The following is a 12010-nucleotide window of genomic DNA, read 5'->3' as shown; positions in this document are numbered from 1 at the left end:
CCGCTTATGCCCCAGGTGCATCAATGAACCGTTCAATCCGGCGACGGGAGGACCTCTTCGGAGAGCCGAAGAACCTCGCGCAGAGCCGGGCTGGCATTGTCCTTCCGCCAAACCAGCCGCAGCTGGATGGGGTCGGCCTGGTCGTCAAGGGGAAGGAACACGACACCCGGATGGCTGAAGTTTTCCGGCACGGACGACACTGTCAGCGCGACACCAATTTCTGCCGCCACCAGTGCCATGAGCGTCTGGGAATCCGGCGCAACCTGGGCGATCTCCACGACATATCCCGCGGCACTGGAGAGCCTTCGAAGGTGGTCATGGAGGATGGCGCCCGGGTGCTCCGGCAACGTGACGAAGGGCTGTCCGGCAAGGTCTGCCATGCGCAGCGAAGCCTGACCGCTCAGGGGGTGGCTCTCATACAGGGCCACGACGAGCCGCTCGTTGGCCACGATCCGCGAATCGAGGACAGCCGGGATGAAATTCCAGCGGCCCAGGCCGACTTCCATGGCCCCGCCCATGACCTTGTCCATGGCCGGAAGGGCGAAATTGGAGCTGGACAGCTCGAAGTCGATACCAGGGTGCACTTCCCGGACACGCTTGGCGAGCCTGCCGACCATCACATGCGAGGAAACCCCGGCAAAGGCGACTCTTACGCGCCCGGTTTCGCCCCGGCCCACCGAAGCGACTGCCAGGCGGCCCCGCCGGCAACCTTCGAGTATGTCCCGCGCCGGGCCGACAAGTGCCTGGCCCTCGGCAGTCAACTGCACCGTCCGCGTGCTGCGGATAAACAGGGGCGCCTTCAGTTCATGCTCGAGCCGCTGGATGGAACGGCTCAGCGGCGGCTGGGCCATATGGAGCCGGCGCGCGGCCCTGCCGAAATGTAGTTCCTCGGCCACGGCAAGGAAGGCCCTGATCTGATGTATTTCCACTCCCGCGCTCAGCTTCTGCCCGGGTAAACGTCATTGTCCATACGCCCAAGATACCCAAAGGAATGCGCCGACACTGATAACAGACAGGTATCAGTCCAGCACCAAATACGTATTGGACGTGAATCAGTCCGCTTGCAAGGGTTGGTGATGCAGAACACATTGCGGAGGATTCAGATGAAACAACCGATCGACGAATCGGTCTCCAGAAAGCAGGACCATGCCACTGGAGGCAACGACAACCACGGCCTTGATGCCTTGGGCCGGGCAAGCGCCGGGCCCCTCGCAGGCATTGTGGTCGCAGATTTCAGCAGAGTGCTGGCCGGCCCGTACGCCACCATGCTCCTGGCTGACATGGGCGCCACAGTGATCAAGGTTGAGGGACCTGAGGGTGACGACACCCGCACATATATGCCCCCCGTCCGGGACGGCGAAGCCACGTTCTTCCTCGCGGTCAACCGAAACAAACATTCCATTGCCTTGGATCTGAAGGATCCGGAGGACCTCGACGTAGCGCGTTCCCTGATCAGCACCGCGGACGTCATGATCGAGAATTTCAAGCCCGGCAACATGGCGCGGCTGGGCTTGGATTATGCGTCCGCGGCCGAATTGAACCCGGACATTATCTATGCTTCCATCACCGGATTCGGTACCGGAGCCGGCGCACACATTCCGGGATATGACCTGTTGGTGCAGGCCGCCTCGGGAATGATGAGCCTGACCGGGGACCAGGACACCCAACCGTACCGGGCAGGCATCGCGCTCTTCGATGTCATCACAGGCCTGCACGCTGCCATTGGAATCCTGGGGGCGCTACACCACAAGGACCGGACCGGCGAGGGCCAGCTGGTGGAACTGAACCTGCTGACCTCGGCCCTGTCCGGCATGGTGAACCAGTCCGCGGCCTACGTAACGGGCGGTGTAGTACCCACCAGGATGGGCAACGAACACCCCAGCATGTATCCATACGCTCCGATGCAGACCGGGGACGGCACTATCATCATCGCGACGGGAAATGACGCGCAGTTCGTCCGGCTCTGCGGGGCACTGGGGATTCCCGCCGTCGCCCGGGACCCGAAGTTCACCACGACGCTGCAGCGCAATGCCAACCGCAACGAGCTGCGGGACATCCTCCACGCCCAGTTGGCTGCTCAATCAGCCGACGAGTGGTTCCACGAGCTGTCCTCGGCAGGGCTGCCCTGCGCTCCGATCCAGGATGTCCGCGGTGGTGTTGAGTTGGCCGAACAGCTGGGGCTGAACCCGGTAGTGATGGCGGGTGAAGGGTCCCGCAAAATACCCACAGTCCGCCATCCGGTCGACTATTCCCTTACCCCAGTGGACTACTCACTCGCTCCGCCTGGCTTGAACGAAAGCTCCGGGCTGGTGCGGGACTGGCTGCTGCACCGGAAAGCCCTGGTCGATGCCTGAAACCTACCGGACCCGCGTCTGCCCACGGTGGTCCGATCAGGACCTCAACGGGCACGTCAACCACGCCGCCGTCGTCACGCTTCTGGAGGAGTCAAGAATCAAGTGGCGGTCTTCGATGCCGGGCATACGTCAAGCCGAGGCGACCCCCACGGTGGTAGCCAGCCTCGAAGTGAACTATCGGCGGCCAGTCCACCACGGCGAAGACCTGGAGGTTGAACTGACCGTGACCAGGATCGGCACGAGTTCATTCAGCCTGGAATTCAGGGGCAGCCAACACGGGGCAGTCGCCGTAGACGGCCGGACCGTGCTGGTTTCAGTCCATCCGGACACCGGCACGTCCCGGCCCTTGGTGGAAAACGAGCGCCGCTGGCTCGCTCTTTTCCAGCCTTCGCAGGGAAACACCGACCCGCAGCGTAAGCGGGTCCGCAATCACACACCACTGGAGCACACTCGATGACACCGGAAACCGCCGCGAACGGCACCGATTTTTACCTTATGGACGATTTCCTCAGCGCTGAGGACCGGGCGCTCCGGCTCAAAGTCCGCGCCTTTGTCGATAAAGACCTGCTGCCCGTTATCAATGGCTATTGGGAACGTGCCGAGTTTCCCTTCGAACTTGTTCCCAAACTTGCCGGGCTCGGCATCGCCGGAACAACCATTCAGGGCTACGGATGTCCCGGGCTAAGCCGGCTTGCCGCCGGGATTGTTGCTGCAGAGATCTCCCGCGGCGATGGTTCCGTCAACACTTTCCTCGGCGTCCAGTCCGGACTGGCGATGGGAACCATCAACATGCTCGGCAGCGAGGAGCAAAAGCAACGCTGGCTCCCTGAAATGGCCACCCTCGCCAAGATCGGCGCCTTCGCCCTGACCGAACCCGAGCACGGCTCTGATTCGGTGGCACTCGAAACCAGCGCGCGCCGGGATGGGGACAGCTACATCATCAACGGGCGCAAGCGCTGGATCGGCAATGCCAGCATGGCCGACGTCGTCATCATCTTTGCCCGCGACGAAGCGGATGCGAAGGTCAAGGCGTTCGTGATGGAGCGTAACGAGGACGGCAGCTTTCCGGACGGGTATTCCACCAAAGTCATTACCGGCAAGATCGGCAAGCGGGCGATCCTCCAGCCGGACATCACGTTCGACAACCTCCGGGTCCCGGCGGCCAACCGGCTCACTGAATGCCACTCGTTCAAGGATGTCAGCCGGGTGCTGACCTCCACGCGAAGCGGCGCATCCTGGGAGTCTTACGGCCACGCATTGGCCGCATACGAGATCGCCGTGGACTACGCCAAGACCCGCCAGCAGTTCGGCAAACCGATCGGCAGTTTCCAACTGGTGCAGAACAAGCTGGCCAATATGCTTGCCGAACTGACGGCCATGCAACTCATGTGCTTCCGGCTGGCCGTGCTCGCCGAGGATGGCCGGATGACCGGTCCCATGGCTTCGCTGGCCAAGATGCAGACCGCCCGGAAAGCCCGCTGGATCTGTTCAGAAGCGCGGGACATGCTCGGCGGCAACGGCGTGCTGCTGGAGAACCATGTGGCGAGGCACATGACCGATATGGAGGTCGTCTCCACCTACGAGGGCACAGACTCCATCCAGTCGCTTCTCGTTGGCCGGGAGATCACCGGCCTCTCCGCTTTCAGTTAGCGCCCCGCCGGGCTGCCCCGGCTTCCACAGGCACGACACCAACCAGAATCATCCATGCAAAGGAAAAGTCATGAGCAATTTCACCAACCGGGTGGCCGTGGTCACCGGCGGGGCGCAAGGAATCGGCGCGGCCACCGCGCTGAAACTGGCCGCCGGGGGCGCCACCGTCGTCGTCCTGGACCTCAATGAGGATGGCGCCAAGGACACAGCACAGCGGATCTCGGACCACCCGGACGTCCTGGCGGCAGCCGGAAAGGCCGTGGCCTCCTGCTGCGACGTCACGGATGAGGCAGCCGTGGACCGGGTATTCGATGACATTCACCGTGAGTTCAGCCGCCTCGACATCCTGGTAAACAACGCCGGCATCACCCGCGACAACATGTTCTTCAAGATGGAGCGGCCGGACTGGGACTCCGTCCTGGCCACCAACCTCACCAGCGCCTACCTCTGCACGCGCGCCGCCCAGCGCTACATGGTTCCGGCCAAGTACGGCAAGATCGTCTCGCTCAGCAGCCGCAGCGCACTGGGCAACCGTGGCCAGGCCAACTACGCGGCTGCAAAGGCCGGTATCCAGGGCCTGACCGCGACGCTCGCCATCGAGCTGGGTCCGTTCAACATCACGGTCAACGCCGTGGCACCGGGTTACATCGCCACCTCGATGACTGCCGCAACGGCAGAGCGGGTGGGCGCAAGCCCGGCTGAACACCAGCGGGCGGTGGCGGAACGTACCCCGCTGGGGCGGGTTGGCCAGCCAGAGGAAGTGGCCGCGGCCGTGGCGTTCTTCGCCGGTGATGACTCCTCGTACATCTCCGGTCAAACCCTCTACATCAACGGCGGGGCCCGCTGATGCCCGAGGCATTCCTCGTTGGGGGCGTCCGCACCCCGGTAGGCCGTCACGGTGGCGTGCTTGCCACCGTGCGCCCCGACGACTTGGCCGCGCTTGTGCTGCAGGCCGCAGTGGACAGGGCCGGCGTCGATCCTGCCACCGTCGACGAGATCATCTTTGGCTGTGTTAACCAGGCAGGTGAGGACAACCGTAACGTTGCCCGGATGGCCGCACTGCTGGCCGGGTTCCCGCACGCCGTACCGGCCGTGACCGTCAACAGGCTCTGCGCCTCCGGGCTAACCGCGATCAGCATGGCGGCGCAATCGGTTCGCAACGGTGACGCAGACCTTGTTGTGGCTGGCGGCGTAGAGTCAATGACCCGCGCGCCGTGGGTGATGGCCAAGCCTGAGAAGCCCTACTCCAAACCGGGCGAACTCGCGGACACCTCAATCGGTGCGCGGTTTGTTAACCCGCGGATGGAGTCGGGGGCGCGGTTTTCGATGCCCGAAACGGCAGAAGAGGTAGCCAGGCGGGAGAACATTTCCCGCGCCGACGCGGACAGCTTTGCACTGCGCTCGCACAATCTGGCTGTGGCGGCGATTGACGCCGGCCGCTTCAGCGACGAGATAGTCCCTGTTCCGATCAGTGGCAGACGGGGGGAAGTCTCGCTGGTGGACACCGATGAAGGACCCAGGCGCGGTTCAACCGCCGATGCCCTGGCCGCCCTCCGACCGATCGTGGCGCCCGGTGGAGTGGTTACCGCCGGCAACTCCAGCTCCCTCAACGACGGCGCATCCGCTGTATTGGTCGCCAGCGGCGCTGCCGTGGAGCGCTACGGGCTTACCCCCCGGGCCCGCATCGTCAGCAGCCAAGCGGCCGGTGTCGCGCCGGAAGTGATGGGCGTCGGTCCGGTGCCGGCGACACAAAAGGCACTGGCCAAGGCGGGCTGGGATCTCGCTGAGGTGGGCGCCGTCGAACTCAACGAGGCGTTCGCAGCGCAGGCGCTGGCCTGCATGCGGCTGCTTGGAATGGATGCGGGAACTGTCAACAACGACGGCGGTGCGATCGCCCTGGGCCATCCTTTGGGCTCCTCCGGATCACGGATCGTCGTCACGCTGCTGGGCCGGATGGAACGCGAAAACGCCAACCGCGGCCTTGCAACGATGTGCGTGGGCCTGGGCCAGGGCGTCGCCATGCTGTTGGAGAGGGTTTAGATGAGACTGTTCAAGGACGCCGCCGAGCTTGCCGGCATGGCCGGCCAGGAAATCGGAGTGAGTGAATGGCACACCCTGGACCAATCCCAGATCCAGGCTTTCGCCGACGCCACCCTGGACCAACAGTGGATACACACCGACCCGGAGCGGGCAGCACACGGGCCCTTCGGCGCCACGGTTGCCCACGGCTACCTCAGCTTGTCGCTGCTGCCATACCTGGCGGGCCAGGTGTACCGGGTCGATGGGGCCGCGATGATCATCAACTACGGCCTGAACAAGGTAAGGTTCCCGGCGCCGGCCAGGGTCAACTCGCGCATCAGGGACCGGCTGACGCTGGCCTCGGTGAGCGAGACAGCCAGTGGTCGCCAGCTGCAGTTCCATCACCTGATCGAACTGGAAGGCTCGCAGAAGCCTGCCTGCATAGCGGAGACTGTCTCCCTGCTCCCTAACTGAACTGCCCTTGAAGACCTTGCACCACCATCCGAACAACGACGTTTGCGTCCCGGCCTGCCTACAGGCTCTTCCCGAGGGAGAAACTCCATGAGCACAGAAAACCCCAATCTCACATATGCCGACGCTGACCCGCAGGGCCTGGCGTCGGAACTGCAGGTGACGCCGGCTGAACTGCGCCGCACCTCTATCTCGTCCTTCCTTGGTTCCGCCCTTGAATACATGGACTTTACGCTCTACACCCTCGCCGCAGCGCTGGTCTTCGGGCCGCTCTTCTTCCCCAATACGGACCCGGCGATGGCATTGATGGCGAGCTTTGCCGCGTTCGGTTCCGGATTTCTCGTCCGGCCCCTGGGCGGAATCTACTTCGGCTACCTTGGCGACAAGTATGGGCGGAAATCCGTCCTGGTCATCACCGTAGGGATGATGGGTATCGCCACCCTGGGAATGGGCCTGCTGCCCACATTCGCCCAGATCGGCATCATGGCCCCGATCCTCCTCGTGCTCCTGCGGCTTATCCAGGGATTCGGCGCGGGCGCGGAGCTCTCGGGGGCCTCGCTGCTGCTGGTGGAATCCGCTCCTTCCAGTAAGCGCGGCTTTTATGGCGCAGTGGTGGCACTCGGGACGGCGACCGGAGTGCTGTTGGCCAGCGGACTGTGGCTGCTGCTCTCGCAGATGCCCAAGGACGACTTCCTCGCCTGGGGATGGCGTATCCCCTTCCTGCTGAGCGTCGGTACCACCCTTGTGGCGCTGTATTTGCGGCGGAGCGTGAGCGAGTCACCGGTCTTCGAGGCCGTCAAGGCGCGGCGTGCGGCGGCCCGTCTTGAGGCCCGGCAGCAAAGCATTTGGCGTGACGCTGCAGATTCCAAGAAGGCCTTCCTCGTCTCACTGGGCATCAAGCTCGGCGAAAACGGTTCGGTCTACCTCGTCAAGGGCTTCCTTATCGGCTGGACGGTTTCGGTAGTGAAGATGGATGCAAACCTGGTCACTACCGGTGTAACACTCGGCTCCGTGCTGGGCGTCGTAACAGTCTTGCTGACCGGGAAGCTCACGGACCGGTTTGGCCGGCGTAAAGTTTGGCTCTGGCTCTCGGGGTTCCAGTTCGCCTTTACGATTCCCGCCATGCTGATGATCGAAACGCGTAACCCCATATTGGTGGCCTTGGTCTTTGTTATCTTCGTTGGCGGTCCGCTGCCGAACCTGTACGGCGTGGAGTCGACCTGGCTGGTTGAAATGTTCGGGTCCAAGCGCCGCTTCTCTTTCATGACAACTGTCAAGGAAATCGGCGCCGTCCTGTCTGGCGGTCTCGGCCCCATCATCGCAGCCAGCGTCGTTGCTGCGACCGGGCCGGGGTGGATCCCGGTAGCCGGAATCCTCATGGCTTATGCCGCGATCGGTATTGCAGCAGGGTTCTTCGCCCCCGAAACCAGGGGCCGGGACCTCAATTCGGAGGCCGACGCGTTCTAAGCCGACGAAGCGGGCGACGGCGGGAGATTCCCGCCGTCGTCCGCCGTCCTCCGCCTCTGAATGGTCAGGCCTCAGACCTCCGCCACCGGCGCCACGAACTGGGCCTCGTAGAGCCGCGCGTAAGCCCCGCCGGCGGCGAGCAGTGAAGCGTGCGTCCCCTGCTCCACGATCTGGCCGGCCTCCATCACCAGGATGAGGTCCGCGTCGCGGATCGTGGACAGGCGGTGCGCGATCACAAAGGACGTCCGGTCAGACCGCAGCGCACTCATGGCCTTCTGTACCAGCACCTCGGTCCGGGTGTCGACGGAGGACGTCGCCTCGTCCAGTATCAGCACAGAAGGCTGTGCCAGGAACGCCCGCGCAATCGTCAGCAACTGCTTCTCACCGGCGGACACGTTGGAACCTTCGTCGTCCAGCACGGTGTCGTACCCGTCGGGCAGGGACTTCACGAACCGGTCCACGTACGTCGCCCGCGCTGCCTCCAGAACCTCGGAGGCAGAAGCCGTAGGCCGGCCGTACGCGATGTTGTCCCGGATGGTCCCGCCGAACAGCCACGTATCCTGCAGCACCATCCCCATCCGCGAGCGCAGGTCGTGCCGGGTCATGGTGGTGATGTCTACGCCGTCCAAAGTGATCCGGCCGCCGTCCAGCTCGTAGAACCGCATCATCAGGTTCACCAGCGTGGTCTTGCCCGCCCCAGTGGGCCCCACAATGGCTACCGTCTGCCCGGGCTCCGCCACCAAGGAAAGCCCACTAATCAGCGGCTTGTCCTGCGAATACGAGAAGGACACGTCCTCAAAAACCAGGCGCCCCCGCGAAGCACCGTCCGGGCTCTGCAACGAAGCCCCGGCAGGGTCCGCCGACTGCTCCTCCGTATCCAGCAGCTCAAACACCCGCTCTGCAGACGCCACCCCGGACTGCAGCAGGTTGGCCATCGACCCCAGCTGCGCCAGCGGCTGCGTGAACTGCCGCGAGTACTGGATGAACGCCTGCACATCTCCCAGCTGCATCGCCCCGGACGCCACTTGCAGCCCGCCCACCACCGCGATCCCCACGTACACCAGGTTCCCGATGAACGTCATGGCCGGCATGATCAGCCCGGAAATGAACTGCGCCCCGAAGCTCGCCTCATACAGCTCCGCGTTCTTCTGCCGGAACCGCTCCCCCACCTCGCGCTGCCGGCCGAACACCTTCACCAGCGCATGCCCGGTGTAGGTCTCCTCGATCTGCCCGTTGAGTTCGCCCGTGTTGGTCCACTGCTGCACAAACAGCTTCTGTGAGCGCTTCGCAATCAGCGTGGTGATCCCGAGCGTCAGCGGAATGGTCACCAGCGCGATCAGCGCCAGCGTGGGCGACAGGATGAACATCATGACCAGCACGCCCAGGACCGTCAGTACCGACGTCACCGCCTGGCTGATGGACTGCTGCAGGCTCTGCGAAATGTTGTCCACATCGTTGGTCACCCGGCTGAGCAGCTCGCCGCGCTGGATCGAGTCGAAGTACCGCAGCGGCAGCCGGTTTATCTTCGCCTCAATCTGCTCGCGCAGCCCAAAGACCGTCCGCTGCACTACGCCGTTCAGCACATACGCCGTCCCCCACATGAACGCCGATCCCAGCACATACAGCACCAGCGCCCATGTCAGCACGCCGGCCAGCGCGCCAAAGTCGATCCCCGCACCGGGCGTCAGCGTCATAGCGCTGAGCATGTCCGCCTTCTGGTTCTCCCCCGACGCCCGCAGCATGGCAATCAGCTGCGCCTGCGTCATCCCCGGCGGCAGCTGCTTGGACACCACGCCGGCGAAAATCAGGTTGGTGCCCTCGCCCAGCAGCCTCGGCCCGATCACCTGCAGCACCACGCCCGCAACGGCCATGAGCAGCACCAGCATCAGCCAGAACCGTTCCGGCCGCAGCGTACCCAACAGCCGCTTGGCGGAACCGCTGAAGTTCATCGCCTTCTCCGCCGGTACGTTCATCCCGGCAAAAGGTCCGCCGTGGCCGGGCCCGCCGCGCGGCCTTGGGATGCGTACGACGGCGGCCTGGCCGGGTCCGGCGGCGGGCCCGGCTTTGGTGCCGCGCTCGGGAGCGGGTCCGTGGCTCATACCGTCTCCTCCGCTGCCAGCTGGGACGAAACAATTTCGCGGTACGTATCGGAACTTTCCAGCAGCTCGTGGTGCGTTCCGTGCGCGACGATCCTGCCGTCGTCGAGCACTAGTATCTGGTCCGCATCAACGATGCTGGACACGCGCTGGGCGATGACCACCATGGTGGCCCCCGCGATGTTGCGCTTGAGCGCCTGGCGCAGCCGGGCGTCCGTGCCGGTGTCCAGGGATGAGAAGGAATCGTCAAAGATGTACAGCTCGGGCCGCTTCACCAGGGCACGTGCGATTGCCAGCCGCTGCCGCTGGCCACCCGAAACGTTCGTGCCGCCCTGCGAAATAGGCGCGTCCAGCCCCTCCTCCATCCGCTCCACGAAGTCCCGGGCCTGCGCGATCTCAAGCGCGGACCACAGCTCCTCCTCCGTGGCATCCGGATTGCCATACAGTAGGTTGCTGCGGACGGTTCCGGTGAACAGGTAGGGCTTCTGCGGCACCAGGCCGATGTGCCCCCACAGCAGGTCAGGGTCCAGGTCCCGGACATCCACGCCGTCCATCAGCACCGCCCCGGAGGTGACGTCGAAGAGCCGCGGCATCAGGTTCACCAAGGTGGTCTTGCCCGAACCGGTGCTGCCGATGATCGCCGTTGTCTCCCCCGCACGGGCCGTGAAACTGATGCCCTGCAGCACCGGATGCTCGGCACCCGGGTAGGCGAATCCGACGTCGCGCATTTCAAGCTCACCCCGCCGGACCGCGCTGGTGACCGGCTTCTCCGGTGGCAGGACGCTTGAACTGGTGCCCAGCACCTCCCCGATCCGGTCAGCGGACACGGATGCGCGCGGGATCATCACCGCCATGAAGGTAGCCATCATGACGGACATCAGGATCTGCATCAGGTAGCTCAGGAACGCGATCAGGGTGCCCACCTGCATGGACCCGTCCTCGATCCGGAACGACCCGAACCAGATCACCGCCACGCTGGAAACGTTCAGGACCAGCATCACCGTGGGGAACATCAGGGCCATCAGCCGGCCGGCGCGGAGGGCAACGTCGGTGACGTCGGTGTTGGCGCCGGCGAACCGCTCCGTCTCCACGTCCTCGCGCACGAACGCCCGCACCACGCGGATGCCGGTGAGCTGCTCGCGCAGCACACGGTTCACGGTGTCGATCCGTGCCTGCATCTTGCGGAACAGCGGCACCATCCGCGTGACGATAAGGCCGACGGCGATCAGCAGCACCGGGACGCATACGGCAATGAGCCACGAGAGTTGGGCGTCCTGCCGGATGGCCATGATCACGCCGCCGATGCTGAGCATGGGCGCGGCAACCATGAGCGTGGCGGACACCAGCACCAGTTGCTGCACCTGCTGGACGTCGTTGGTGGAGCGGGTGATGAGGCTGGGCGCGCCGAAACGGGTGACTTCCTGCTCGGAGAACTGCCCCACCCGTTCAAAGATGGCGCCCCGCAGGTCCCGCCCCAAGCCCATGGCAGCCTTGGCGCCGAAGTACACGGCCACGACGGCGCAGGCGATCTGCGCCAGCGTGACCAGCAGCATGATGCTGCCCGTGGACAGGATGTAGCCGGTATCGCCCCGGGCCACGCCCTGGTCGATGATGTCCGCATTCAGCGTGGGCAGGTACAGCGACGCGATGGATTGCGCCAGCTGGAAAACCACGACGGCTGCCAGCAGCGGCCGGTGCGGCCGGAGGTATTCGACAAGCAACTTCCAGAGCATAGGCAGAGCCCTCCCCTGACGGAGTGTCCACAAACGTGGTGCGAAGGTCAGTGTACGTCCGGAAAGGGCCGCTGATCCTCCCAGTTGACTGGGAAAAACGGCAGTTCTCCCACGGCGTATTCATCGGCCCGGGGAGATTCAGGGCCGCCGGTGGGTACGTCAGTGGGAGAGAACTGAAAGGGCGCCAAGAACGCGCCACCTCACCGAATGATGGAAGAAC

General features: G+C 64.4%; 10 protein-coding genes. 7 read left to right on the top strand and 3 right to left on the bottom strand.

Annotation, left to right across the window (positions count from 1 at the left end):
- Positions 1 to 32: 32 nt before the first annotated feature.
- Positions 33 to 929: a LysR substrate-binding domain-containing protein gene (locus ACETK3_RS11700; protein ID WP_373992938.1), complete on the bottom strand. Its 897-nt coding sequence runs from the start codon at positions 927 to 929 to the stop codon at positions 33 to 35.
- Between the two features lie 174 nt (positions 930 to 1103).
- Between ACETK3_RS11700 and ACETK3_RS11695 the strand changes: the two genes are divergently transcribed.
- The 7 genes from ACETK3_RS11695 to ACETK3_RS11665 all read left to right on the top strand — a co-directional run bounded on the left by ACETK3_RS11695 (position 1104) and on the right by ACETK3_RS11665 (position 7961).
- Entirely contained in the window at positions 1104 to 2354 is a 1251-nt protein-coding gene (locus tag ACETK3_RS11695; RefSeq protein ID WP_373992937.1) for a CaiB/BaiF CoA transferase family protein, read from the top strand.
- On the top strand, positions 2347 to 2811 hold the full coding sequence (locus ACETK3_RS11690; protein ID WP_306967841.1) for a thioesterase family protein: 465 nt from the start codon (positions 2347 to 2349) through the stop codon (positions 2809 to 2811). Before ACETK3_RS11695 ends, ACETK3_RS11690 begins: the two co-directional genes overlap by 8 nt.
- Positions 2808 to 4004 (top strand): acyl-CoA dehydrogenase family protein, encoded by a 1197-nt coding sequence (locus ACETK3_RS11685; RefSeq protein WP_373992936.1) that lies wholly within the window; start codon positions 2808 to 2810, stop codon positions 4002 to 4004. Before ACETK3_RS11690 ends, ACETK3_RS11685 begins: the two co-directional genes overlap by 4 nt.
- 70 nt (positions 4005 to 4074) lie before the next feature.
- Complete coding sequence (gene fabG / locus ACETK3_RS11680) at positions 4075 to 4851, top strand: 3-oxoacyl-ACP reductase FabG (protein WP_373992935.1); 777 nt, start codon at positions 4075 to 4077, stop codon at positions 4849 to 4851.
- Positions 4851 to 6044 (top strand): acetyl-CoA C-acyltransferase, encoded by a 1194-nt coding sequence (locus tag ACETK3_RS11675; RefSeq protein WP_373992934.1) that lies wholly within the window; start codon positions 4851 to 4853, stop codon positions 6042 to 6044. The genes fabG and ACETK3_RS11675 overlap by 1 nt, the downstream gene beginning before the upstream one ends.
- On the top strand, positions 6045 to 6497 hold the full coding sequence (locus tag ACETK3_RS11670) for a MaoC family dehydratase (protein ID WP_373992933.1): 453 nt from the start codon (positions 6045 to 6047) through the stop codon (positions 6495 to 6497).
- A gap of 87 nt (positions 6498 to 6584) precedes the next feature.
- Complete coding sequence (locus ACETK3_RS11665) at positions 6585 to 7961, top strand: MFS transporter (RefSeq protein WP_236799739.1); 1377 nt, start codon at positions 6585 to 6587, stop codon at positions 7959 to 7961.
- A 71-nt stretch (positions 7962 to 8032) separates the two neighbouring features.
- On the opposite strand, the gene ACETK3_RS11660 is transcribed toward ACETK3_RS11665, so the two are convergent.
- Both ACETK3_RS11660 and ACETK3_RS11655 read right to left on the bottom strand, forming a co-directional pair.
- A complete protein-coding gene (locus ACETK3_RS11660) occupies positions 8033 to 10060 on the bottom strand; it encodes an ABC transporter ATP-binding protein (protein WP_373992932.1) in 2028 nt (675 codons plus the stop codon).
- Positions 10057 to 11790: an ABC transporter ATP-binding protein gene (locus tag ACETK3_RS11655; protein ID WP_236822073.1), complete on the bottom strand. Its 1734-nt coding sequence runs from the start codon at positions 11788 to 11790 to the stop codon at positions 10057 to 10059. The genes ACETK3_RS11660 and ACETK3_RS11655 overlap by 4 nt, the downstream gene beginning before the upstream one ends.
- Positions 11791 to 12010 lie beyond the last annotated feature (220 nt).

The sequence above is a fragment of the Arthrobacter sp. E44 genome (genome assembly GCF_041877125.1).
In the GTDB taxonomy this organism is placed as follows: domain Bacteria; phylum Actinomycetota; class Actinomycetes; order Actinomycetales; family Micrococcaceae; genus Arthrobacter.
Note: the sequence above shows the minus strand (reverse complement) of the source record. Positions and strands in the feature narration are given on the sequence as shown.

Excerpts from the sequence above, each read along its gene's own strand:
- ACETK3_RS11690 (WP_306967841.1), top strand. The coding sequence starts at position 2,347 with ATGCCTGAAACCTACCGGACCCGCGTCTGCCCACGGTGGTCCGATCAG.
- ACETK3_RS11695 (WP_373992937.1), top strand. The coding sequence starts at position 1,104 with ATGAAACAACCGATCGACGAATCGGTCTCCAGAAAGCAGGACCATGCC.
- fabG (WP_373992935.1), top strand. The coding sequence starts at position 4,075 with ATGAGCAATTTCACCAACCGGGTGGCCGTGGTCACCGGCGGGGCGCAA.
- ACETK3_RS11670 (WP_373992933.1), top strand. The coding sequence starts at position 6,045 with ATGAGACTGTTCAAGGACGCCGCCGAGCTTGCCGGCATGGCCGGCCAG.
- ACETK3_RS11655 (WP_236822073.1), bottom strand. The coding sequence starts at position 11,790 with ATGCTCTGGAAGTTGCTTGTCGAATACCTCCGGCCGCACCGGCCGCTG.
- ACETK3_RS11675 (WP_373992934.1), top strand. The coding sequence starts at position 4,851 with ATGCCCGAGGCATTCCTCGTTGGGGGCGTCCGCACCCCGGTAGGCCGT.
- ACETK3_RS11665 (WP_236799739.1), top strand. The coding sequence starts at position 6,585 with ATGAGCACAGAAAACCCCAATCTCACATATGCCGACGCTGACCCGCAG.
- ACETK3_RS11685 (WP_373992936.1), top strand. The coding sequence starts at position 2,808 with ATGACACCGGAAACCGCCGCGAACGGCACCGATTTTTACCTTATGGAC.
- ACETK3_RS11660 (WP_373992932.1), bottom strand. The coding sequence starts at position 10,060 with ATGAGCCACGGACCCGCTCCCGAGCGCGGCACCAAAGCCGGGCCCGCC.